Annotated in this window: 20 protein-coding genes; 13 read left to right on the top strand and 7 right to left on the bottom strand. The window is 63.6% G+C overall.

Features of this window, described 5'->3' with window-relative positions:
• The first annotated feature begins 244 nt into the window (after window positions 1-244).
• The 6 genes from H0P51_RS23705 (at window position 245) to H0P51_RS23680 (ending at window position 6326) form a co-directional block, all read left to right on the top strand.
• Entirely contained in the window at window positions 245-1831 is a 1587-nt protein-coding gene (locus tag H0P51_RS23705) for a serine hydrolase (RefSeq protein WP_180915264.1), read from the top strand.
• The gene (locus tag H0P51_RS23700) at window positions 1828-4206 is read left to right on the top strand and encodes a cation-translocating P-type ATPase (protein ID WP_180915263.1); all 2379 of its coding nucleotides are present in this window, start codon (window positions 1828-1830) and stop codon (window positions 4204-4206) included. Before H0P51_RS23705 ends, H0P51_RS23700 begins: the two co-directional genes overlap by 4 nt.
• Before the next feature lie 58 nt (window positions 4207-4264).
• Window positions 4265-4444, top strand: coding sequence for an antitoxin (locus tag H0P51_RS23695; protein ID WP_180915262.1), 180 nt, complete (start codon window positions 4265-4267; stop codon window positions 4442-4444).
• Window positions 4445-4450: 6 nt separating this feature from the next.
• Window positions 4451-4924 (top strand): type II toxin-antitoxin system Rv0910 family toxin, encoded by a 474-nt coding sequence (locus H0P51_RS23690; RefSeq protein ID WP_180915261.1) that lies wholly within the window; start codon window positions 4451-4453, stop codon window positions 4922-4924.
• 78 nt (window positions 4925-5002) lie between these two features.
• The gene (locus H0P51_RS23685; protein ID WP_180915260.1) at window positions 5003-5785 is read left to right on the top strand and encodes a VOC family protein; all 783 of its coding nucleotides are present in this window, start codon (window positions 5003-5005) and stop codon (window positions 5783-5785) included.
• Window positions 5786-5903: 118 nt separating this feature from the next.
• Window positions 5904-6326, top strand: coding sequence for a hypothetical protein (locus tag H0P51_RS23680; RefSeq protein WP_180915259.1), 423 nt, complete (start codon window positions 5904-5906; stop codon window positions 6324-6326).
• Between the two features lie 12 nt (window positions 6327-6338).
• On the opposite strand, the gene H0P51_RS23675 is transcribed toward H0P51_RS23680, so the two are convergent.
• From H0P51_RS23675 to H0P51_RS23655, 5 genes are all read right to left on the bottom strand, one after another.
• Window positions 6339-6806 carry a VOC family protein gene (locus H0P51_RS23675; protein ID WP_180915258.1) on the bottom strand — a complete coding sequence of 156 codons (468 nt, stop codon included), beginning with the start codon at window positions 6804-6806 and terminating at the stop codon, window positions 6339-6341.
• Window positions 6803-8326 (bottom strand): carotenoid oxygenase family protein, encoded by a 1524-nt coding sequence (locus H0P51_RS23670; protein ID WP_180915257.1) that lies wholly within the window; start codon window positions 8324-8326, stop codon window positions 6803-6805. The genes H0P51_RS23675 and H0P51_RS23670 overlap by 4 nt, the downstream gene beginning before the upstream one ends.
• 2 nt (window positions 8327-8328) lie before the next feature.
• Window positions 8329-9540, bottom strand: a complete 1212-nt coding sequence (locus H0P51_RS23665; RefSeq protein ID WP_180915256.1) for an acetyl-CoA acetyltransferase — start codon at window positions 9538-9540, stop codon at window positions 8329-8331.
• Between the two features lie 242 nt (window positions 9541-9782).
• A complete protein-coding gene (locus H0P51_RS23660) occupies window positions 9783-10223 on the bottom strand; it encodes an STAS domain-containing protein (protein WP_180915255.1) in 441 nt (146 codons plus the stop codon).
• Window positions 10224-10473: 250 nt separating this feature from the next.
• Complete coding sequence (locus tag H0P51_RS23655) at window positions 10474-11688, bottom strand: PucR family transcriptional regulator (RefSeq protein WP_246398179.1); 1215 nt, start codon at window positions 11686-11688, stop codon at window positions 10474-10476.
• A gap of 86 nt (window positions 11689-11774) precedes the next feature.
• Between H0P51_RS23655 and H0P51_RS23650 the strand changes: the two genes are divergently transcribed.
• The 4 genes from H0P51_RS23650 (at window position 11775) to H0P51_RS23635 (ending at window position 16550) form a co-directional block, all read left to right on the top strand.
• Window positions 11775-12896, top strand: a complete 1122-nt coding sequence (locus tag H0P51_RS23650) for a ferredoxin reductase (RefSeq protein ID WP_180915254.1) — start codon at window positions 11775-11777, stop codon at window positions 12894-12896.
• Between the two features lie 10 nt (window positions 12897-12906).
• Window positions 12907-14067 carry a fatty acid desaturase family protein gene (locus H0P51_RS23645; RefSeq protein WP_180915253.1) on the top strand — a complete coding sequence of 387 codons (1161 nt, stop codon included), beginning with the start codon at window positions 12907-12909 and terminating at the stop codon, window positions 14065-14067.
• Between the two features lie 133 nt (window positions 14068-14200).
• On the top strand, window positions 14201-14959 hold the full coding sequence (locus tag H0P51_RS23640) for a YoaK family protein (protein ID WP_246398178.1): 759 nt from the start codon (window positions 14201-14203) through the stop codon (window positions 14957-14959).
• A gap of 235 nt (window positions 14960-15194) precedes the next feature.
• Window positions 15195-16550, top strand: coding sequence for a DEAD/DEAH box helicase (locus H0P51_RS23635; RefSeq protein WP_180915252.1), 1356 nt, complete (start codon window positions 15195-15197; stop codon window positions 16548-16550).
• Here the strand turns inward: H0P51_RS23635 and H0P51_RS23630 are convergent.
• On the bottom strand, window positions 16525-17505 hold the full coding sequence (locus tag H0P51_RS23630) for a Rieske 2Fe-2S domain-containing protein (protein ID WP_180915251.1): 981 nt from the start codon (window positions 17503-17505) through the stop codon (window positions 16525-16527). The genes H0P51_RS23635 and H0P51_RS23630 overlap by 26 nt on opposite strands.
• A 1036-nt stretch (window positions 17506-18541) precedes the next feature.
• Here H0P51_RS23630 and H0P51_RS23625 point away from each other — a divergent pair.
• The 3 genes from H0P51_RS23625 to H0P51_RS23615 all read left to right on the top strand — a co-directional run bounded on the left by H0P51_RS23625 (window position 18542) and on the right by H0P51_RS23615 (window position 22690).
• Window positions 18542-19774, top strand: a complete 1233-nt coding sequence (locus H0P51_RS23625; RefSeq protein ID WP_180915250.1) for a PPE family protein — start codon at window positions 18542-18544, stop codon at window positions 19772-19774.
• Between the two features lie 28 nt (window positions 19775-19802).
• Entirely contained in the window at window positions 19803-21173 is a 1371-nt protein-coding gene (locus tag H0P51_RS23620; RefSeq protein WP_180915249.1) for a PPE family protein, read from the top strand.
• A gap of 380 nt (window positions 21174-21553) precedes the next feature.
• Window positions 21554-22690: a tyrosine-type recombinase/integrase gene (locus H0P51_RS23615; RefSeq protein WP_246398910.1), complete on the top strand. Its 1137-nt coding sequence runs from the start codon at window positions 21554-21556 to the stop codon at window positions 22688-22690.
• A gap of 99 nt (window positions 22691-22789) precedes the next feature.
• Here H0P51_RS23615 and H0P51_RS23610 read toward each other — a convergent pair whose 3' ends face one another.
• Window positions 22790-23767: a hypothetical protein gene (locus H0P51_RS23610; RefSeq protein WP_180915247.1), complete on the bottom strand. Its 978-nt coding sequence runs from the start codon at window positions 23765-23767 to the stop codon at window positions 22790-22792.
• Between the last annotated feature and the right edge of the window lie 512 nt (window positions 23768-24279).

Here is a 24279-nt window from a genome sequence, read left to right as displayed (position 1 = left end):
GCCGGCTCAGCCCGATTGCCCGGCTCCTGCTCGCGCCGCCCCCGGCGCGCATCGTCGCCGGGCTCTGCCCGATTGCCCGGCTCCTCCTCGCGCCGCCCCCGGCGCGCATCGTCGCCGGCTCTGCCCGATTGCCCGGCTCCTCCTCGCGCCGCCCCCGGCGCGCATCGTCGCCGGCTCAGCCTGATTGCCCGGCTCCTCCTCGCGCCGCCCCCGGCGCGCATCGTCGCCGGGCTAAGGTTCGGCAATGAGGACGAAACGTGGCCCCGTCGCCGCCCTCCTGGCAATGCTGCTGACGCTAGTTGGCTGTGGACCCGCCCAACCAACCTCGAGCCCCTCGACGACACCCGCGAACGTGCCGCCCAACGAATTGTCTGGCCTGCAGATCCCTGCCGGCCGCATCGACGACGCAATCGCCAAGGTCGACGGTCTGGTGGCCGAGCTGATGAACAACAGCGGTATCCCCGGTATGGCCGTCGCTGTCGTATACCGCGGAAAAACCTTGTACGCTAAGGGTTTCGGTATCAGGGACACAAGCAAGCCGGATAATCCGGACAATAGTGTCAACGCCGACACCGTCTTTCAGTTAGCCTCGATATCGAAGTCCGTCGGTGCCACGGTAATTGCACACCAGGTAACGGAAGGTGCCATTACCTGGGACACCCCGGTGGCGGCGAAGCTGCCGTGGTTTACCCTCAGCGATCCCTACGTCACCCAGCATGTCAGCGTCGCTGACCTCTACTCGCATCGCTCCGGGCTGCCCGACCACGCCGGAGATGCTCTGGAAGACCTGGGCTACGACCGTCGACAGGTGCTGGAACGGCTGAAGTACCTACCTTTGGCACCGTTTCGAATCAGCTACGCCTACACCAACTTCGGAGTGACCGCAGCGGCCGTAGCGGTCGCCGCCGGCGCTGGCAAGCCTTGGGAAGAGCTGTCTGACGAGGTGCTTTACCGCCCGCTCGGCATGTCTTCCACCAGTTCGAAATTCGCCGACTTCCTGGCCCGGCCTAACCACGCCGTCAACCACATCAAGGTCGGCGACAAGTGGGAAGCCCGCTACCAACGCAATCCCGACGACCAAACACCGGCCGGTGGCGTGAGCTCATCGGTCAACGACCTGGCGCGCTGGCTCACCATGGTGATGGCCAACGGTACCTACAACGGCCAGCGGATCACCTCACCGGAAGCGTTGCTGCCCGCCATCACCCCGCAGGTCATCTCGGTCGCCGCAACCAACCCGAAGGGCCGAGCCGGTACCTACGGCCACGGATTCAACGTGTCGGTAACCTCCTCCGGGCGCACCCAGTACGGCCACTCTGGCGCGTTCGGCCTCGGTGCCGCAACGAATTTCGCGGTGCTGCCGTCTGAGGACGTCGGGATCATCGCGCTGACCAACGCCGCACCCTACGGCGTGCCGGAGACGTTGACCGCCGAGTTCATGGATCTGGTGCAGTACGGCCAGGTGCGCGAGGACTGGGCGAAGCTCTACCGCCAGCAATTGGCGCCGATGAACAACCCGGACGGCTCGCTGGCCGGCAAGCAACCCCCCGCCAACCCCGCGCCGGCCAGACCGCTGAATGACTACGCCGGTGTCTACAACAGCGACTACTGGGGACCGGCTACGGTCACCGACCACGGCGGCCGGCTCCAGCTGTCACTCGGCCCGAAGAACCAGACCTTCGACCTGACACACTGGGACGGCGACACCTTCACCTTCCAGCTGTCGACCGAAAATGCCTTGCCCGGATCGGTTTCCAAAGCCACCTTCACCGGCATGTCACTCACTCTCGAATACTTCGACTCCGACAAGTTGGGAACGTTCAAGCGATGAATGTCACCGGCCTCTCCGATGCGCAAGTCGCGCAACGGATCGCCGACGGCCAAGCGAATGACATCCCGCAGCGCAACACCCGCAGCATCGCCCATATCGTTCGAGCCAACGTATTCACCCGTATCAACGCCATCCTGGGTGTGCTGTTCGCCATCGTGCTGGTGACCGGCTCGCTGATCAACGGCCTGTTCGGCATGCTCATCATCGCCAACAGTGTGATCGGCATGGTTCAAGAGATTCGCGCGAAGCAGACGCTGGACAAGCTAGCCATCGTCGGACAGGCGAAACCATTGGTGCGCAGGCAATCCGGCACCCGCACGGTGCCGCCCGACCAGGTGGTGCTCGACGACGTCATCGAGATCGGCCCCGGTGACCAGATCGTCGTCGACGGTGAAATTCTGGAAGCCAGCAACCTGGAGGTCGACGAATCACTGCTCACCGGGGAGGCCGACCCAATCGCGAAAGAATCCGGCGATCAAGTGATGTCGGGCAGCTTCGTCGTCTCCGGAATCGGCGCCTACCGTGCCACCAAGGTCGGCCACGAAGCGTACGCGGCCAAGCTGGCCGCCGAAGCCAGCAAGTTCACCCTGGTCAAATCCGAACTGCGAAGCGGCATCAACAGGATCCTGCAGTTCATCACCTACCTATTGATTCCGGTGGGCCTGCTGACCATCTACACCCAACTGTTCACCACCAACGTGAGCTGGCGCGAGTCGGTGCTGGCGACGGTAGGTGCACTGGTGCCGATGGTGCCCGAAGGCCTGGTGCTGATGACGTCGATCGCGTTCGCCGTGGGCGTGGTACGGCTGGGTCGACGACGGTGTCTGGTGCAGGAGTTGCCGGCCATCGAGGGGCTGGCCCGTGTCGACGTGGTCTGCGCGGACAAGACCGGCACACTCACCGAGAGCGGCATGCGGGTAGCCGACGTCGAAGACCTTGAGCCCGCCGCCGAGAATGTCTCTGAAGTGCTTGCGGCATTGGCCGCGGCCGACCCTCGGCCCAACGCCAGCATGCAGGCGATCGCCGAGGCCTACGCCGCCGATCCCGGTTGGATTGCCACTGCCACAGCGCCTTTCAAATCGGCGACTAAGTGGAGCGGAGTGTCGTTCCGCGAACACGGCAACTGGGTGATCGGTGCCCCCGATGTGCTGCTGGAACCGGATTCGGTCGCGGCCGGACGAGCTGAGGACCTCGGCGCGCAGGGACTAAGGGTACTGCTGCTGGGCGCGGGCACGGTCGAGGTGGATCAGCCCGAAGCCCCGGGCACAGTCACTCCCGTCGCCTTGGTGGTGCTCGAGCAGAAGGTTCGCCCGGATGCTCGTCAGACGCTGGATTACTTTGCCGCGCAAGATGTCACGGTCAAGGTCATTTCCGGAGACAACGCGGTGTCGGTCGGCGCGGTGGCCGGCGAACTCGGATTGCGCGGCCAGACGATGGATGCGCGCCGACTGCCGCACAACGAAGCTGAACTTGCGCAAGCGCTGGACACCCACACCACGTTCGGCCGGGTGCGCCCCGATCAGAAGCGCGCCATGGTGCACGCGCTGCAAGCCCATGGGCACACCGTGGCCATGACCGGGGACGGCGTCAACGACGTGCTCGCCCTCAAAGACGCCGACATCGGGGTCGCGATGGGGGCGGGCAGCCCCGCGGCACGCGCGGTAGCGCAACTTGTGTTGCTGGACAACAAGTTTGCAACTTTGCCCTATGTAGTGGGCGAGGGCCGTCGAGTGATCGGCAACATCGAACGCGTCGCCAGCCTGTTCCTGACCAAGACCGTGTACTCGGCGTTGCTGGCCCTATTGGTGGGTCTGGAGTGCCTGCTCGCCAAACCGCTGGGTGTCGACCCGCTGCTGTATCCCTTTCAGCCCATTCATGTCACGATCGCGGCGTGGTTCACGATTGGGATTCCGTCGTTCATCCTGTCGCTGGCACCGAACAATGAACGCGCCTATCCGGGTTTCGTACGGCGCGTATTGACGTCCGCGCTGCCGTCGGGACTTGTCGTTGGAATCGCGACTTTCGCCTCCTATCTGACTGCCTATCACGGTCGGCACGCAACCGGATTGCAGCAGGCTCAAGCGTCGACCACGGCACTCATCACGCTGTTGATCTGCGCGGTATGGGTGCTCGCGGTGGCCGCCAGGCCCTACCGGTGGTGGCGGTTGGCGCTGGTCATCGCCTCGGCTTTGGCGTATGTGGTGATCTTCAGCCTGCCGTGGACTCAGCAGAAGTTCTTCCTCGATCCATCCAATCTGACGGCGACCGGGACGGCTGTGGGTATCGGCGCGCTGGGAGCGGCTGCGATCGAGGCGATGTGGCGGATTCGGGCGCGGATGCTGGGCGTAAAGCCGCAATTGTGGCGCAGCAAGTAGGGTTTACCAGCGAATCGGGGCTCCCGGGGGAGGAGCCGCTGGGGAAAGGAACACTGCCATGGGCTTTCTGAATAAGGCCAAAGACCTGCTGGCGCAGAACTCTGACAAGGTCGAGACGGCGATCAATAAGGCCGGCGAATTCGTCGACGAGAAGACGCAGCATAAATACTCCGACGCCATCCACAAGGTGCAGGAGGAAGCCAAGAAGGTCGCCGCACCGGGCGACCAGCAGGGGTAGCCGGGCATGGCCAAACTGTCTGGAGCTATCGACGTCCCATTGCCGCCGGAAAAGGCCTGGCAGCACGCCTCGGATCTGACCCGGTACAAGGAGTGGCTGACCATCCACAAGGTCTGGCGCAGCACTTTGCCCGACGTCATCGAGAAGGGCACGGTGCTGGAGTCCTATGTCGAGGTCAAGGGCATGACGAACCGCATTAAGTGGACGATCGTTCGGTACAAGCCGCCGGAGGGCATGACCCTCAACGGCGACGGAGTCGGCGGGGTGAAGGTGAAGCTGATCGCCAAGGTGTCGCCCAAGGACGACGGATCGGTGGTCGGCTTCGACGTCCACCTCGGCGGGCCGGCGCTGTTCGGTCCCATCGGGATGGTGGTGGCCGCCGCGCTGCGCAGCGATATCCGCGAGTCGCTGCAGAACTTCGTCAGGGTGTTTGTCCGCCCCGATCCCGGCACGATCGGCGACAGCGTCCTGCATCGCTGACCAGGGCCGTCGGCGGCGATGAGTTTTTCGATCGACACGAGTCGATACCTACGAACCGACCGACCTTAGGAGATCCCTGTGCCCACTCGTGATGGCGCCCCACTCGGCGCACCCTGCTGGATCGACCTCACCACGTCTGACGTTGACCGCGCCCAAGACTTCTACGGCACCGTCTTCGGTTGGACGTTCGAGTCGGCCGGACCCGACTACGGCGGCTACGTCAGCGCTGCCAGGGACGGCCATAGGGTCGCCGGTCTGATGGCCACCAACCCGGAGTGGGAAAGCCCGGACAGCTGGACGACCTACTTTCACACCGCCGATATCAACGCGACCGTTTCCGCCGTGCCGGCGGCGGGTGGCACGGTTTGCCTGCCACCCATGGAAGTGCCGGCGAAGGGCTTCATGGCGACAGCGACCGATGCTTCGGGCGCGTCCTTGGGCTTGTGGCAGCCGTTGGAGCACCGCGGCTTCGAAGTGATCGGGGAGGCTGGGGCGCCCGTCTGGCATCAGCTAACCACCCGCGACTATCGCGCTGCCGTCGACTTTTACCGCCAGGTGTTCGGGTGGCGCACCGAGTCCGTCTCCGATACCGACGAATTCCGCTACACCACTGCGTGGTTCGGGGATCAGCAGTTGCTCGGTGTGATGGACGGCGCCGCGTTCCTGTCGGCCGAGGTTCCCTCGCAGTGGAGCATTTTCTTCGGGGCCGAGGATGTCGACAAGACGCTGGGGGTGATCGTCGACAACGGCGGCGCCGTGCTGCGTGACGCCGAGGACACCCCTTATGGACGCCTCGCTGCGGCGGCCGACCCCACCGGAGCGGCCTTCAACCTGTCGTCCTTGCAGGTGCCGGAAGGCTGAGAAAGCCCCGCGAGCCGCGCCTAGCCTTACCGGCAGCCGCTATGTGAATTTGACGCGACACCGGGCGCGATCAGCGTTACGCACGGCTCGGCGGACGCGACCGGTTAACCTCGCAACCATGAGTCGCCGTCCCCGTCCAGGTTGGCTGATTGCGTTGTGCGCGGTAGTGCTGTCGGCCAGCACCTGGATGCCGTGGCTGACGTCGAAGGGCGGCTGGGCCAACGCGATCGGGGGCGTCCATGGCAGCCTGCCGCACACCCGCGGATTCGGGGCTGGTCAACTGATCGTATTGCTAGCCTCGGCGTTGCTGGTGGCCGGTGCGATGGTGGGACGCGGACTCTCAGGGCGCGTGGCTTCGGTTGCCGCACTGATCATTTCGCTACTCGTCGTGGGCACGCTTTTGCTGTACTACCAGCGCAACGTCGGCGCGCAGGTAAAGCCGGAATATGGGCTCTACGTAGGTGCGGTGGCCGCGGGTGCCGCGGTGTTGTGCGCGTTGTGGGCGTTTGCCGAAGCTATCCTCGGCGGTGGACGGCGCTGACCCGACTAGGGTCTACGGAAAGTCGTGCCGACCCGACGCCGAGCTGTCGCCCGGTTCGTTGACCCCGTAGATGAACGGTGCGAACACGACCTCTGAGCCATCCGGATCGCGGTAGGTGAGCGCGCCCGTAGCTGCCCAATACGAATGCTGCTCAACCGGCAGTTGCCCTGCCGCCTGCAGGCGTGCGACGGCGGCGTCTCGGGTCCGTGAGTCCGGGAAATACAGGCATATCTGCTCGCGGGGATCTACCGGCACACCCTCAGCTGCCTCGATGATCTCCATCGTCAGGTTCCAGTTGGGCAGACCGAAGATCGCGCCGTTACTGCCGTAGCTATGACTGAACGTCTCATGCAGAGGCAGGCCCACCAGCTCGCGGTAGAACCGCACCGTCTCGGCAAAGTTCGCCGAGTGACGGGCGAATCGGATGCCGCCGATCGACGCCAGGTGGGCAGGCCAATGGGTGTCCCGCTTGGCGTTCACAGCCCCACCGCACCAGCCGCCGTTTCCGCGTGATCCCACTTACGCAGCTCCCGACCGGCTACCCACGTCGAATGCGTACCGCTGGAAACACGTTCGGGCAGCGCAAGTTTGCACACCGGGCCGTCTGCAACCCGGGCGGCGTCGAAGACCAAGCAGTAGGACGCGTCGGCGTTCATGTCCGTGACGAGCGTGACTAGGTAGCCGTCGTCCTCGCCCGCGCCACCGAGGCGTGGCGCCATCGCGGTCTCGCTGCCGTACACCCCGTCGCCGAACGAGAAGCGTTCCTCGCCGCCGGTAGTCAGATCGTGCTTGACCAGCCCGTCGAACAGGAACCAGCCCGGCTTGCCGGACGCGGCATACACGTAGCGGTAGTTGCTGGTCGCGTAGTCGGCGTTGATCATGCCGAACTCGGTGATCGAGTCCGACAGCTGCTCTTCGCGCACCGCTCCGGTCGCCATGTTGAACCGCCAGCGGTGCAGCCTGGCCTGCAGACGATCCAGCGCAAGGAAACGAAACAGCTTGTCCCACTTGCCGGTGCTAGCTGCACCGCTGTCCAGAGGCTGCGGGGCGCCTTCGAAGAAACCGTCCAACACGATCTCGTCGCCGTCCTCATACGCGTTGGTGAAGTGCAGCACGAACGTCGGATCCGCTTCGAACCAGCGGATATCGCAGGTACCGCCGCGGCGCGGAATCACCGCGAACCGCGACGGCATGTCCGGGTAGTAGCGCGGCAGGTGAACCCGCTGCTCGAGCAGGCCAGGGTCCCAGAACAACGGAAAGTCGTTGAGAATCGCGTAGTTGTCGGTGAACGCCATGTCGTGCGGCAGTCGCGGCCCGGGCAGCGGGATGTCGACATAGTGGGCCAGATCGTTGTTCGCATCCACTACGCCGTAACGCATATACGGGTCCTGCTTGCTGTAGTTGAAGAACAGCAATTCGCCGGTCTCGTTGTCCACCTTGGGATGGGCCGACACACCCCAGTCGCTGGGGAACCCGCCGTTCCAGCTCTCCTTGCCCAGCGTGTTGCCTGAATACGGATCCACCCGGTAGAGGTCGCCGCACTGGTAGAAGCTGGTCAATGCGATCCCGCGGTGCACGACGACATCGGTGCTGGACGCATCCTTCATCAATTCGCGTGCACCCCAGCCTGTTTCACGCTTCGCGAACTGCACAGGCTCGGCAAGTCCGGGCCACAGCGGGCCGCCGGCTTCGTTCTCCGCCAGAAAGCCGTCGGTTTGGACAAACCGGTTGCGGTAGAACGCCTTTCCGTCCCGGAAACCCACGACGTGCACCATGCCGTCACCGTCGAAGGGATGGTAGGTCTTGAACGCCGGGTGCAGCGGGTTCTCGGTGTTGCGCAGGTAGACGCCGTCCAGGTCGGCCGGGATGTCGCCTTCTACGATCCTCAGGTCGTCGGCATCCCACTCGGTCGTCTGCGGTCGCCAGGGACCGGTACGGTAAGGATGGTCGTCGTCCTCGGGCAGCGTGGACAGGTATTTGCCGACAATCTGCACATCCATTATCAAATGCCTTTGCTGACAACGAAACTGACCGTGGTGGCCGTACTCCCCCCGAAATTGAGGGTGCCGAACTTCTGTGCGCCTTCGACTTGGTAGTCACCAGCCGCGCCGCTGACCTGCTTGACCGCGTCCAGCAGCATCCGCACCCCGGAAGCCCCGACGGGATGCCCGCCGCCGATCAAGCCACCGCTGGGGTTGATCGGCAGCCGGCCACCGATCTCGATCTCCCCGTTCTCGATCGCCTTCCACGATTCGCCGGGCCCGGTCAGCCCGATGTGGTCGATCGCCAGGTATTCGCTGGGGGTAAAGCAGTCGTGCACCTCGAATCCGTCCAGGTCGTCGAGGGTCGACTGCGCGCGGCGCAGCGCGTCGCGAACGGCGGCTCGTACGTGCGGCAGCACATAAGGGTCGTCGGCATATCGGTCCAATTTCTGGCGCAACCCCAGCCCGACGGTGCGATGCCCCCACCCGTCGATCCGGCCGGCGGGTCGCGCCGACGGGTGGGCACGCAGGTAGGCGTCGTTGACCAACACCACGCCGGCGCCGCCGTCGGTCATCTGGCTGCAGTCGAAGCGCCGTAACCGGCCCTCGGTGATCGGGTTAGTCGCGTCGTCGTCGGTGATCGGGTCCGGCACCGACCAGCCGCGGGTCTGGGCGTTGGGGTTGCGGCGCGCGCTGGCGAAGTTGAGACCAGCGATGGCCCGCAGATGAATGTCGTCCAGACCGTAGCGCCGGTCGTACTCGTCGGCGACCTGGGCGAACATCGACGGCCACAGATAGTGCGCCTCGGCGCCTTCATGCCCCGCCCAGGCGGCTGCGCCTAGATACTGGGCGGCGGTGTCGCCGGACACGGTCTTCTCTAGTTCCGCCCCGACGACCAGCGCGCAGTCGTAGGACCCCGAGCGCAGGTCGGCCATTGCTGATAGTGCGGCGATGCTTCCCGAGGCGCAGGCGGCCTCGTGCCGCGAGGCCGGGGTGTCCCACAGGTCGTTGCACACCGTGGCCGGCATAGCGCCGAGGTGACCCTGGGCGGCGAACATCTCCCCAAAGGCATTCCCGACGTGCACCACCTCGACCTCGGCGGCGTTGACCCGGGCCGCGGTCAGCGTGCCGTCCACAACCTCCGCGGTCAAGGCGGCGAAGTCCCGCTGCTCACGGCTCAGATTGCGGGCGAAGTCGCTCTGGTACCCGCCCAGAATCCACACGCTGTCCATAAGCGGCACGGTACTCCGAGGTCGGCACCGTTATCCCGGCGATGGGAGCGAGGCCGGTGATCCACCCCACAAATTAAAGCGGTCCCGTCGGCTCTCGGGCTGAACCGACGGGACCTCGGTGGGCATATAGGCCGGCCGATACGCCCACCTCCGGTTGATCATTACCATCTGCGGCCGATGACAAACATGTTGGAACAGATCTGCCGCCGGCGACGCCGGCCTGTGCGGGTTGGCGAACGGCGTCAGGAGGCGGATTTGCTCGTTTGCTGGTGGCCCGAGACGGCAACCAAGGCCTGGTGCTCCGAGTCGGTGGTGGGGATCACCCGGCTGGGGTCCCCGATGCGCAGCAGCCGCGAGATGGCCGGGCTGGTGACCACGATCCAGTCGGTTCCCGCGGTGCGGCATTCGTGGGTGAGCGCGTACAGCGCGAAAATGCCCTTGGCGGACATGAAGTCAACCTCGCTGAGATCGAGGATGAGGCCGGGCGCGACGCCGACGAACCGATGGGCGTAGTGGTAGACGCGATCGATGTTGGTGGCGTCGATCTCTCCAGTTACTTGGACGACCGTGACGTCGTGCCGACAGTGTGCCCGCATCTGCGTGCCGTTGCAGTAGACCGTGCAGGGGCCGGAGTGTGAAGTGAAGCCGCGAAGTGCGGATTCTGGGTAGCGCGAAGTGATCATCCTCGGATCTCGATTCGATCGTTGCTGCAAGAGGTTTCGATACGCCGCAGTCAGATCAATTGAATGCTGCATCCGTCATAGTCCTGATGGAAGCGGATTGTCATCAGACGTGCTATTTGGCGTGTCCACAGGCTGTGGCTTCAACTTGTTGCATCAACCCTAGCCCAGTTTCGGCTTTCTGGACAGGGCCAGGGAGTACGCGGCTGGTTCTTGACCCGCGCCGATTGGAAATATGTTCCACCACAACGGTTTAGGGTAAGACGGTGTGTTCGGCATCGAGACCGAGCGTAATCGTCAGCTCAAGCACGGTCCGCGGATCGCTAAGCCGGTCGCCGTACAGCTCGCGCAGCTGGGTCATCCGGTAGCGCACGGTCTGGGGGTGAACGAACAGATCGGCGGCTATGGCGTCGCGCCGACCTTGGTGCAGCACCCATGACCGCAGTGTCTCGGTGAGCCGCTCGGCAGTGTTGGGCGAGAGTGCGGCCAGCGGCGCCAACGTGCGGGTCCGCAGGTCGTCGGCGGCCTCGCGATCGGCCCCGAGTACTAGTTCGGCCAGATGGTCGTCGGTGTCTAGGGCTTCGATGCCTTCGGTCTGCACCAGTTCGCGTGCCCGTAGCGCGCGGAGGTAGGACGAGCGAACGGCCGTCCAAGGTCGCGCCGGGCCCACCACTGCCTGCCTGCGGGGCAGGGTTGAAATCAGTTGACGCCGTTGACTTCCGGCCACATCCGATACCAGCAGCACCGAAAGCCCCTGCGCCGGGTCGACGGCGGGCAGGTCTTCGGACAGCTGCAGTGTCGCCTGACCGAATTGTGCTGCTAAGCCGCGTGTTTGGGCCTGCGGCAACAGAACCGCGGTCAAGGTCTCCGGTGGTTGCCAGCCAGCTTTGTCGGCATCGGCGTGCAGGGTGGCTGCGGGCTCGCCGGCCAATAGGTGCTGGGCGAGCCGATCGAGGTAGCGCTGGCGGACCCGCCCCGAGGTGGCCAGCTCGTCGGCATGGCCGGACACGCTGGCCGCCGACAATTGGTCGATGTAGGCGAACACCAGCTCGGCGAACCGGGCCACGGTGGCCGCAGGGAGTTCCGCTGCCACCACGGTCGTCGACAGCTCGCGCCACGCCACCCGTGCGCCCACCCGGTACGCCGAGAGCAGCGCGTCGATGGATCGCCCCTGGCGGGCCTCGCCGCGGCCGAGTTCGTAGGCACCGTCGAGAGCGGGTGACAGCGGCGGGCCAGGGTCGGAATCCTCAGCGCGGGTGGCCAGGCGCAGGAAGACGCCCAGCGACGTCTGCACGGCGTTCTCGATGTTCTGGCCCATGTCCCCGCTGAACGCGTCAGCGTAACTGGGCACCTCGATGGTGATGGCTGTCACAGTCCGCTCAGCCATCGCCGGCAGGATCGCCTCCAGCGCTCTGACCACGGGTTCGTCCAGTTGCAGACCGGCTAGACGCGTGGATGGATACGTCAAGACTATTCCAATCGAACAAAAACTTGGCAAAACTTCACGTCATACAGCCAAGAATTTACACCACAGAGCGGCCCACTATTGATGGCATGACCACCACAGCACCCCGACTGGAACCGGGGCCCACTCTCATCGGCGCGATGCGTCAGCGTGTGCTGAAGTTTGCCGAGCGGGTGGCTGTACCGCTAGCGACCCCACTGGTTCCCGCCGACTACCTCGACGTGATTGACCCACTTCGCTCCGGTGCGAGCCTGCGCGGGCGCATCGTGGCGATCAACCCGGAAACGCGTGACGCCGCCACCCTGCTGATCAAGCCCGGCCGTGGCTGGCGCCCCCACATCCCCGGCCAGTACGTCCGGGTCGGCGTGGATGTCGACGGCGTGCGGCAATGGCGGGCCTACTCGCTGACCTCCAAGACCCACCGGCGCGACGGCTGCTTCGCGATCACCGTCAAGGCGATCTCCGGTGGCGTGGTGAGCAACCACCTGGTCCGACGTGCCACCGTTGGCACCGTCATTCAACTTGACCAGGCCACCGGCGACTTCACCCTCGGCGCACACGGCGACCAGGTGCCGGCCAAGATCTTGTTCCTGACCGCCGGAAGCGGCATCACCCCGGTGATGGGGATGCTGCGCAACATGAGCGGCATCGGTAACCCAGACATCGTGGTCGTGCATTCCTCGCCGACTGCTGACGACACCATCTTCGGCTGGGACCTGCGCATGCTCGCCCGTCAGGGTCGAATTCGCTTGGTGGAGAAGCACACCGATTCCGACGGTCTGCTCGACGTGGCGCGCCTGAACGAGATCGTCCATGATTTCGCCGAACGCCAAACCTGGGCGTGTGGCCCGGCCGGACTGCTGGATGCCCTCGAGCAGCGTTGGGCCGCAGATGGAATCCCCGACCGGCTGCACATCGAACGCTTTCGGCCCACCGTCATCAACACGGGCGAGGGCGGCACCGTGACTTTCTCGAAAAGCGGTAGCGCGGTCGATGTCGAGGGGACCCGAACCCTGCTCGACGCCGGTGAGTCCGCCGGAGTGCTGATGCCGTCGGGATGCCGGATGGGTATCTGCTTCGGCTGCGTCGCGCCTTTGAAGCAGGGCGCGGTGCGAGACCTGCGCAACGGCGAGGTGACCATTGCCGGGGACAACGTGCAAATCCAGACCTGCGTGTCGGCAGCCGCAGGTGCTTGCGAGATTGACCTCTAAAGGAGCCAACATGACTGTCGCCCAAGCGGATCCGACCGCACACCTATCCGATGAAGACATCGAAAACTTGGGTCGCGAACTCGATGCGATTCGTGAGAATGTGCTGGCCAGCCGCGGCGAGCGGGATGCCGCCTACATCCGTCGAGTCATCGACGGCCAACGCAGGCTTGAACTCGCCAGCCGCGCAGTGCTCCTGTTCTCGCTGTTCCCTCCCGCGTGGCTGCTGGGCACCGCCGGCCTGTCCGTCTCCAAGATCGTGGAGAACATGGAGATCGGGCACAACGTGATGCACGGCCAGTGGGACTGGATGCGCGATCCCAAGATCCACTCCACCAGTTGGGAGTGGGACAACGCCTCCCCGGCGCAGATGTGGAAGCACTCGCACAACGAGGTACACCACACTTACACCAATGTGCTTGGCAAAGACCATGATCTGGGCTACGGCATCATGCGAGTCGATGAGAACCAACGCTGGAAGCCGTTCTACTTGGCTCAGCCGTTGTGGAACTTGATCAACGCCTGCCTGTTTCAATACGGTATCGCCGCATACGATCTCGAGATCGGCAAGTACCTGCAGGGGCGAAGCGACAAGGAGGAATTCCGCCGCCAGGGCGCCAAGGTCCTGGCCAAGGTGCGCAAGCACGTGATGCGCGACTACGTACTGCACCCATTGCTCTCGGGGCCCTCGGCGGTCACGACCGTGACGGCGAATCTGACCGCTAACCTGGTACGCAACTGGTGGACCCACTCGGTGATCATGTGCGGGCATTTCCCCGAGGGAGTGCAGACCTACGAGAAGACCTCGATCGAGGGCGAGACCCGCGGACAGTGGTACCTGCGGCAGATGCTCGGTTCGGCCAATATCAGCGGAAGCGCGCTTATGCACTTCATGACGGGCAACTTGTCGTTCCAGATCGAGCATCACCTTTACCCGGACCTGCCCAGCAACCGATACCAGGAGATCGCGCCGAAAGTACAGGAACTCTTCGAGCGGTATGGGCTCACCTACACCACCGGCAGCCTTCCGCGCCAGGTCACATCGGCCTGGAAGAAGGTGTTCCGCCTGTCGCTGCCCAACGATTTCCCGCGCAAAGCGGCTCAGGCGATGCAGCCCACGGCGATCAGAAGGGCGATCTTCGCCAGGCCGCGGCAGAAAGCACAAGCCGCCTGATCAGCCGGACTTCAAATAAAACTCCTAGACTTGACGAGAGCCCTTCCTGCGCAGCAGATTTCGCCGTTTTGCGGCTATTGTGACCACGTCGTCGAGGTTTTTCCCGCGGTGAGCGGCGGGTAAAACCGAAACTATGCCGCAGCCCAATCCGGCCCGGGAGTACGGGCCCGAATCTCGTGTGATGATGCTCGGCTTTAGCGCGGTACTCGCGCTGAGCGCGGGCTTCGTCAACGCTGTCGCGCTGCTGATTCTGGCCTTCCCGGTCGGCAATCTCACCGCTGTAACCACCCAGATCGGGATGAACACGGCCAACCCGTGGTTGTACGAAGGTCACATGCTGGTTGCGATCCTCGTCGGATTTCTGGCGGGCGCGACGATGGCCGGGGCGTTGCTTGCGCCCACCGGTGTCGTGACAGGTCGTCGGCACGCCGTGGTTCTGACGCTCGAAGCCGGGCTGTTGTTGCTTGCCGCACTGGGCCTGACGGAACCATTCGTAGCGGCGCAACTTGCGACCTTTGGGATCGAAGTAACTGCGGTGCAGGCGCTTTTCGCTGCCGCCGCCCTCGGGCTGCAGAATGCGCTGACGTCGAGCTTCCGGGGGATGGCGGTCCGCACCACCCACTTCACCGGCACTGTCACCGATCTCGGACTCATGCTCGGCCGCAGTCGCGAGCACGGGATCGAGAAGTGGAAGGCCGCAATCCTTTTGGTCACGCTGTTGCTCTTCCTCTGTGGCGGCATCGCTGGGCTGCTAGTCGGCGCTCAGATTGGCGGTTACGCGCTGGTGGTTCCGGCCGCAATGTGTGCAGCGCTGGCGGCCGCCAACCTGTTGCACAGCCGCGGCTACCGCAAAGAAGTGCGGGACGAGGTTGCCGAATTGGCGCGTGTCTGAACGGGATGCCGCGCGGGCGATTCGGGATGCCCGTCAACCTCGTGGTAGGGTCGGCAACAAGCGTTACGCGTGACAATCGCCTCCGCGTACACCGTTCTCTCGCAGGCCTCCGAAGCCTTGAACGTAGATGTCCATGCACCCGCATCGGCTCTCTTGCGGCGATCGATTTTGCCCGCCGGCAATCTCGCCAAGCTGCGCCACGATTGGCGCATCCAGACCTGAAAGCATCTCAACCATGACCACACCTTCTTTTGCCGAACTCGGCGTCGGCGAAAGGACCGTTCGCGAGCTTGCCGCCCGCGGCATCGACACGCCCTTCCCGATCCAGGTCGCGACCCTGCCCGATACGTTGGCTGGGCGGGACGCTCTCGGTCGCGGCAAGACCGGCAGCGGAAAGACACTGGCCTTCTGCATTCCGCTCGTCGAGCGGCTGGCGGGGACCCGGCGGTCGTCGGGCCCGATCGGATTGATTCTGGCACCCACCCGTGAATTGGCCACCCAGATCGCCGGTGTACTGCAGCCGCTGGCGGCCGTCCATGCCCTGAAGGTCACCACGATCTTCGGCGGCGTGCCGCAGGGCCGCCAGGCAGCGGCACTCAAGGCCGGAGTGGACATCGTCGTTGCGTGTCCGGGCCGATTAGAGGATCTGATGAAGCAGCGCCTCCTCAGCCTGGACACAATCCGGGTGACGGTGCTCGATGAGGCCGACCACATGGCCGACCTGGGCTTCCTGCCGTCGGTGACCCGCATCCTGGCCGCCACACCGGCGGGCGGTCACCGCATGCTGTTCTCCGCGACCCTGGATAACGGCGTCGACAAACTGGTGCGGCGATTCCTGCGCAACCCGGTGACGCACTCCGTGGATTCGGCCGAGTCGCCGGTTCCGGACATGACTCACCACGTGTTCCACGTCGCCGGTACCGAGGCCAAGAAAGAACTTGTCCATCGACTCGCTTCCGGCACCGGGCGTCGAGTGTTGTTCATGCGTACCAAGCATCAGGCCCGTAAGCTCGCCAAGCAGCTCACGCAGGCCGGCGTCCCATCAGTTGACTTGCACGGCAATCTTTCTCAGCCCGCGCGTGACCGCAACCTCGCGGCTTTCAGTAGCGGGGAGGCCCGCGTCCTGGTCGCCACCGACATCGCGGCGCGCGGCGTGCACGTCGATGACGTGGAACTTGTCGTCCATGTGGATCCGCCCGCCGACCATAAGGCCTATCTGCACCGCTCCGGTCGCACTGCGCGGGCGGGCAACGCCGGCGACGTCGTCACGGTGGTGTTGCCCGAACAGCGGCGGGACCACCAGGCGATCATGCGCAAAGCCGGCATCGACATACGCCCGCAACAGGTCACCGTCGATTCAGAGCCGGTGCAGGCACTGGTAGGCGAGGTGGCGCAGCCGACCTACCCGCGCGGGGCTGCTTCGGTTACGCCGGGGCAGCCCGCCAGGAGTCGGCCGGCGGGTACGCGGCAGCGCAAACCCGTTCATGAGCGGCGCATTCCGGGACAGGTCGACACCGCTGGTCGGCAGGGTACGCGGCGCCGGCGCGCCGTACGTGCGCAGCGGGTCAGCGGGGCGGCGCGGACTGCGTAGTCTCGGCGTCATACGAATTCTGCGCCCAGCTACGGAACTCCGTAATCGCTGATTCACCCGGAGCTAGTTTGGGTCGGCCGCGGTAGATCTTATTCTCCCAGATCGGGATGTCCTGTTCGATCTGCTTGCAGAAGTCGCGAGCGAATCCCATTCCCATCCTGGTCATTTCGCCGGTCTGCGGGTCAAGGGCGACGAAGAAGGTATATCGCGCATCGACTCTCTCGCCGTCGATCGGTGTCACGGTCAATATGGTGCACGACCGACCCAAACCGCGGTGCCGGACGACGTCGACACCCAGGCCGAACAATTCGGAGTCCACCGCGCCGGACACGGGACCGCGCGGTGTCACGAAATTCACTTCGGCCACCGCGCGGAACAGATGCCCATTCTGCTCGACGTCGAGTGCGCCGAACGCCGAGACGCCGTGCACCGTAGCGAAATGCGCTATGTCTACCGTGTTTTCGAAGACTTCCTGCGGATGTGAGCGGAATGTCCACCGGGCATGTTCGGGTGCGTAAAAGGCAAAGGCGGCGTCGTCGCTCTCCGGTATCTTCGGCAGCTCCCAATCCGGTGCGCCGCCGTGGGCGGAGTGCCAGACGAAGATGATGCCGGCACGCTCGACTGTCGGCCAGCTTCGTAGCTTGGCGGTCGGGTTGGGGCGCTTGGTGTACGGGATGTCGACGTTCGTTCCGTCACCGGTGAAGGACCAGCCGTGGAAGGGGCACACGACGCAGTCGTCGCGGACCGAGCCGCCGACCCCGATATCGGCGCCCAGGTGCGGGCAGTAGGCATCCAGGACGTAAGGGGTGCCGGAGTTGCCGCGGTAGCAGATCAGTTGCCGCCCGAAGTAGTGCAACCCGATCACGTCGCCTTCGTCGACGTCGCGGCTGTAGGCGACCTGGAACCATCCTTTCGGATATTCCGCGAAAGGGAATCGCCGTTCGAGCACCGGCATGCTGCACCGCCCTGCCTTTACCTATTTTCTTATCATTATAAGTATAGAGCCGATGGGTTGCCGAGCGCGGGGTTGGCGGACGTCTTGCCGAGGCTTCCGGGTACATCGGCCCGCATTCGATGGGCTGGTGATCGGGCAATCGCCTATCCGACGAGGGGGCCGAAGCGGCACGGTGCTAATCGTCGGACGGCAGGTGCGCCGCTTTCGTCGGTCGGACACGCGTTGCTGTCTGGGAATCAAACCGCCCGAGTGGATGACAGCGATGGGCGGTTGTGCCGGACGCGGCCGTCGTGACCGCACGGCGGACGGCGCAGTCGATGAACGCAAACTGGACAGCGCATCCCAACCGAAAGTACGATCGGGTCTAGTCATCTACTCACTGAGCGGGGAATTCATTGCGGCACAGGGCCGTGCAAGCAGGAGCATGGCGATGAGGTCTCTGGAGGGGAACTCACTGTCGGTGCTTGTCGCGAGTACCCCTGGTGTCGCGCTGCGGCGGCGGAGTCCGACCCCGCTGTTCGCCCGTTGCCTTGCGCAGGTACGCGCTTGCCTGGCTGCAGTCGACTCTGAGCAGACGCGCGAAGATAGCTGGCGCGCAATTGAAGTCATCGCCAATAGTCACAATCGCAGTGTCGAGTCCTACCTGCAACGTCGCCGGCATCGTCCCTGGCGCAACCGGGGATCCTAGCGCTCGGGCTTGAGCCTTTTGTGTAGTGATCGGTGTTGCGCAGCAACTCCGCAGATGCTGGCACAGCATTCTCGGCCAAAGATCGCTGTGGTCGGCTGACAAGCCTTTCGGGCTGGCTGTCGAATTGGCGTGTTTCACACCGCCGACCTCGCCTCACCGGCACACCGATCATCGTGCTCTCACCGAGCTAATCATGTTGCAGCTCTTGGTATCAGCGCCCGAATCGGGCGAACTGGGAGCCAAGGCGCTAAATCGATAGCGCGTGCTTATCAATTCAAGATGGGCGCGACGGTCGGTGCAATTTTGCTGCTGGCGTGGTCGCCGCGCAGTCAATCATGAGGTGTAGAAATGGATTTCGGAGTTTTGCCGCCCGAGGTCAATTCGGGCCGGATGTATGTCGGTCCCGGTGCGGGTCCGATGCTGACGGCCGCTGCGGCGTGGGACGGTTTGGCCGCCCAGCTGCACGCGACGGCCGCCTCGTACGAGTCGACCATTGCGGATCTGGCCAGTGGCTGGCAGGGCTCTTCGTCAAGCGCGATGCTCGCCGCGGCAGGGCCGTATACGGCGTGGATAAGCGCGACCGCCGCCCAGGCCGAGCAAGCCGCCAGCCAGGCGCGAGCGGCGGTATCGGCTTATGAGACAGCATTTGCAGCGACGGTGCCCCCTGCGATCGTTGCGTCCAATCGTGCCCGGCTGATGGCTTTGGTGGCGACCAACCTGCTCGGCCAGAACACCGCGGCGATCATGGCCACCGAGGCCGAGTACGCCGAAATGTGGGCTCAGGATGCCTCGGCGATGTACGGCTATGCCGGCTCCTCGGCGACCGCCACGCAGATGACTCCATTCAGCCAGCCGCCGCAGACTGCCAACCCGGCCGGGATGGCGGCCCAGGCCGCCGTTGTACACGCCGCGGGCGGCTCTGCGGCTTCGAATGCGCAATCGACTCTGCCGCAACTGATGTTGACCGTTCCGCAATCTCTGCAAGCCCTGACAACCCCCACTGCCGCCGCCGACACACCGTCGCTGCTGTCAGCATTGGACCTGGCCCTCACCGGCCCGTTGGGACCAAGCTCGGTGTATGGCATTGGGGGTAGCCCGTATCTGCTGGGCATCGAAAACTACCTGGTGCCGCAAAACGTGGCGAATGTCAACAGCGCCAGACAACGGCTTGACAGGGATCGCTCCAAGCTGGTGTCGCTGGGCGGAGACCTCGGTTCACAGACGCGGGTGGTGGGTTCGATATCTTCCGGCGGAACCGGCATTTCCGCGGGCATGGGCCGTTCCGGGGTAGTCGGCGGCATGTCGGTGCCGCAGGGGTGGGCCGTGGCGGCTCCGGAAAGCCGGATGGTTACTGCCGTCATGCCACAGTCCACCACTTTTGCCGCTGCTCCGGCGGCCCTTGCTGTGCAAGGACAGGGCTCGCTGTTCGGCGAGATTGCCGCGTCCGGTCTGGCCGGGCACGCCGTGGCCACTGCCAGTAACGGTTCTGCCGGCGGAATGGGCCTCGGGGGCAATGCATTCAGGCGGGCAGCGGCCACTGCCACGATCTTCGTCATCAACGCCGACGACACGCAAGAGTAGCTAGGTTCACTAATATCAAGGAGTAGCAATGGATTTCGGAGCACTGCCGCCGGAGCTTAACTCCGGTCGGATGTTCACCGGGCCGGGTTCGGGATCGATGTTGGCCGCGGGGTCGGCCTGGGACGGGTTGGCTGCCCAGCTGCACTCCGCGGCGGCCGCCTACCGATCCGTAATCTCCAACCTGGCCAGTGGTTGGCACGGTCCCTCATCGGCGGCCATGGCCGCCGCCGCGGCGCCGTACGTGGAATGGATGAGTGCTACCGCGGCCCAAGCCGAGCAGGCCGCCTCCCAGGCCAGAGCGGTCGCGGCCGCCTACGAGACCGCGTTCATGGCGACGGTGCCCCCGGCGGTGGTCGCGGAAAACCGAAGCCAGTTGGCGTCACTGGTGGCGACGAACATTCTTGGCCAGAACACCGCCTCGATCGCAGCCATCGAGGCGGAGTACGCGCAGATGTGGGCGCAAGACGCTGCCGCGATGTACGGCTACGCGGGCTCCTCGTCCACGGCTGCTCAGATAACGCCGTTCAAACCTGCACCGCAGACCGTCAATCCCGTTGGCGCGGCGGGCCAATCAGCGGCGGTCGCCCAAGCCGTCGGCTCGGCACCCGCCAGCGCGCAATCGACCTTGTCGCAGCTGATGTCGACTACGCCGCACACCCTGCAGAGCCTTGCATCGCCCGCGGCATCCCCCGCTGCGGATCCGTCGTCGCTCATAACCTTCCTGGACAACCTGAATTCCACGCCGCTGGCGCGGATTGCCGCGAACGTCGAATTCGTCACCAAAGGCATCAGGCCGGTCAACGACACGTTGTTGAGCCTCAGTTTGGGACTGGTATCAACGGCACGGACCTGGAGCGATACTGCGGTCGATCTCGAGGGTCCGCTGTTCGCGGCACTTGGGTCGAGCACCCAGGCGGCGGGTGGGCCTGCGGTGACGGCGGGTGTCGGGAGTGCGGGTTTGGCAGGTGCTTTGTCGGTGCCGCCGAGCTGGGCTGTGGCCAGTCCTGCTGCCAAGCTTGCCGCCACCGTGCTGGAGTGCACCAGCCTAGGCGCCGCACCGACGGTTGCGGCGACCATGAGTGGCCTCGCGGGTCAAATGGTCCTTGCTGGCTTGGCCGGAGGTGCTCTGGGCGGTGCGCTCCCGCGCGGGATCAGCGCAGGCGCCGGGCGGGGAGTGGGTCGCCGCGCACCAGAGAACGACACAAAAATTCCGGAGAAGCTCAAGGTTATCCTCGCGGACTTGCAGGAGGCGCCGGAAACCGTTCAGCACTGGCACACCGACAAGGCCCACCTGGAGAGCCTTCTGGACCAGTTATCCAAGAAGCCTGGTGTTCATGCCGTGCATCTGTCCCCGAAAGACAAACCTAAGGCAATTTCACCCCAGCCGACCTGGGGATGACGGCGCGGTGAACGCGGAACGACGGAAGGGTCGTCAGAAATCCCCAAGCGTGTCCGGTATCTCTGTCAGTTTTGGTCCCGCACAGTGTGCCGTCCAGCAAAGTGCCCCCGGCAGGATTCGAACCTAAGCCATCTGGTGCCAGCGTTATAGCGCGCTACCAGCAATTATGTTGTGCTACAGGCGATTACGCGCGAACACGCAAACTCAGTTCCTATCAACACATGTCAGCTCCGGCCAACCTTGATAACATGTTGATAGCACGCCAGCTCATCAGCGCAGCTAATCGGCAGGTATGCAAGGAATCAATTTCGCTGAATGAATCCATAGGGGCCAGAGATGGGCGATCCAACAACGCTTGATCCACCAAGGCGGGTGGGGTGATGCCCGCGACTAAAGGTCACCGCAATTGGGGCTGGCTTCGAAAGCTGCCAAGCGGCAAGTACCAGGCGTCTTACCTCAAAGACGGCACGCGCTACAAAGCTGCCGGAACGTTTGACACCAAGCTCAACGCCGAAGGTTGGCTAGCCAACGAAAAGAACTATCTAGATCGTTGCCGGATGACGGGGGAGACGTGGAAATCTCCCGAGCAGCGCCGCGACGAAGGTAAGGCCGCTGTGTTGCTTGTAGGCGATTACGGCAAGCAGGTGATCGAAGAGCGCAAAACCAAGGAAACCACCCGAAGCCTCTATAACTCTCTGTGGACGAACCACGTCCAAGAGCGGCTAGGCGTGATCCCGCTGCGTGAATTGAACGCCGAAGCGATCAGAGCGTGGTACGCGCGCCTTGAAGGCGAAACGACCAAGCGCCACGCTTACAGCCTTTTGAACATGGTCTGCAATGTCGCCGTGAAAGACGGCTTGCTGGTCCGCAACCCTTGCCAGATTGACGGGGCGATGACAACCAAGCGCAAGCGCGAACCGGAGATTTTGACCGTTGACGAGCTGAACGCGGTTGCCGATGCAATGCCCGAACGATTCAAGCTGTTGGTTCTGCTCTCGGCCTGGTGCGGCCTGCGTTGGGGCGAAGCAACCGAGCTGCGCCGAAGCGATATCAACGCCAATCGTGACCAGATCACTATCTCGCGTGCTGTGACCCATGTTGGCAAGTGCCGAATCGATACGACCAAATCGGGCAACGTCCGTTATGTCTCGATTCCGGCCAGTCTGCGCCGATTGGTCGAAGATCACCTAGCCGAACACGTCGAAAGCCAAAGAGATGCCTTGCTGTTCAAGCCATTTATGGGCGGCTGTCACGTCAACGACCAGGTTTTTGCAAAGACGTGGTACAAACCGGCCTTGAAAGACGCTGGCAGGGAAAAGGTTCGAATCCATGACTTGCGGCACTTCGGCGCAACGATGATGGCTCACGCTGGCGCAAGTCCAACCGAGATTGCCCTGTTTCTTGGTCATTCAACGCCAACGATGTCTATGCGCTACACAGCGGCGACGGCTAGCCGAATGACGCATTTGGCCGATAGGCTGTCCAAGATGGCTGAAACGGTCCAAAAGGCAAGCTAGTCACCAGGTTTGAACCACCGGCTAGCGGTGTCGCAGGTATTTAACCTGTCGGGGCACGCAGCTCAAGGGCATATTTAGGCTTTTCGTGCTATCAGCGTGCTACCAGCTCGCCGTTCGCCCTGGTGGCAAGGCGCGCAATGCGCCTATCTCGCGGTTGGCGGCGTTTGCGGCCTGATAGGCGTCCTCGCCGGTGATGTGCGCTCTCTGGTGGTATCTATCGCGGTCGCGACGAACGCGGCTCTCGTCGGCGCTCAGGCGGTCGGAATCGCGGTCTGTGCGGCCAGTGTCGGCACGGTCGCGAGGGTTGCCAGAGTCGGGCTCCGCCGGGGCGGGTGGGGGTTTGTAATCAGTCGAGTTTGGTTGCTCTGCAATCGATTCCGTGCTTTGACCGGACACCAGCCAATCAGCCGAATCTTGCTTGCTATCAACGTTGCTGCTGTCAGAATCAGGCCGCTCGCTGACGATGGAATCAAATATCTCTTCATAGGGTGCGGTGCCTTGGCTCAGCACCACTTCGTTCGGAGCTTTGAGGCCAGCTCGGTCCAAGGCATCACGAATCCCGGCTAGCTTGACCGCTGATGAGATATCGGGATCAATTGCCATGCCTAGCAACTCTTTTGCCATGCGGTCGGCCGCATTCTCCAAACGAGCGCGAGCGGCCCTCTTGACGTGTTTTGCTGCTCCACCGTGAAACCTGCAAACGGTTCCGCCCCGAATCGCTGGGTTGCTGCACTGTGAGCCGTCTTTTTTGTGCGCTTTGCAACGCCGTTGCGGCACAGCAGAATTCGCCCAATCGCGTCCGTTCAAAGGTCTTGAATCACTTGCCTTTTGAGAATCGGACGCCGGTTGGTGGGCCGCAGGCGATTCCATAGCTTTTTCACCCGATAGGTTACCCACTGGCTTATCAATGACAGCCGGAAGGTTATCGCTCGGTTCATTGACTGAAATCCCGAGCGCTTCACGCAGTTTCAACAATTCTGCTTGAATCTCTTCTTCGCTCATTCCAGCGTCACGCATCATCTTGATAGCAATCGTTGGACGCCGCTTGTATTCCGCGCGCCTTCGCTTAGCATCCATCATCACACCTTCTTTCGTTTACTCACTACCTTCGGTAGCTCATGCTTCCGTTTGGCGTATCCTGTTCTATCCCTGCGATCTGAGCACCAATCCGGCACCACTACGAAAACCTCTGTACCGCAGCTCATCCGAACAACTCCGATGCCGATATGCCCAACCGGCCATTTGATCCCTTCGTGCCGTTGTCCGCATACGCAGTCGATTTCAACGGTGCGGCCTTGCGTCTCGTGCAATCTGACCGCTTTCACGCAAGCGGTCGGGATTTGGTCACTATCAACAGGTTTCACAGCTCTAGATCCCATCGGTTCAATTCGCGGATTTCGAATTTTGTTAGCGCCTCTATCTAGGCGGGCGTGCTTCCGGCGCGAAGTTACTTCCCCCCGAGACGGTTCCCGTCTCTATAGGGGAAGTGAAACATCTTCTGGTTAGCTCGGAAACATGCGGAAACATGCGGAAACATAGCGCCAAAACCGCCCCGGAGCTGCGCGCCTTCGTGTGGAAACATAACGTGC

Source organism: Mycobacterium vicinigordonae (assembly GCF_013466425.1).
In the GTDB taxonomy this organism is placed as follows: domain Bacteria; phylum Actinomycetota; class Actinomycetes; order Mycobacteriales; family Mycobacteriaceae; genus Mycobacterium; species Mycobacterium vicinigordonae.
This window is presented reverse-complemented; position numbering and strand designations above follow the sequence as displayed.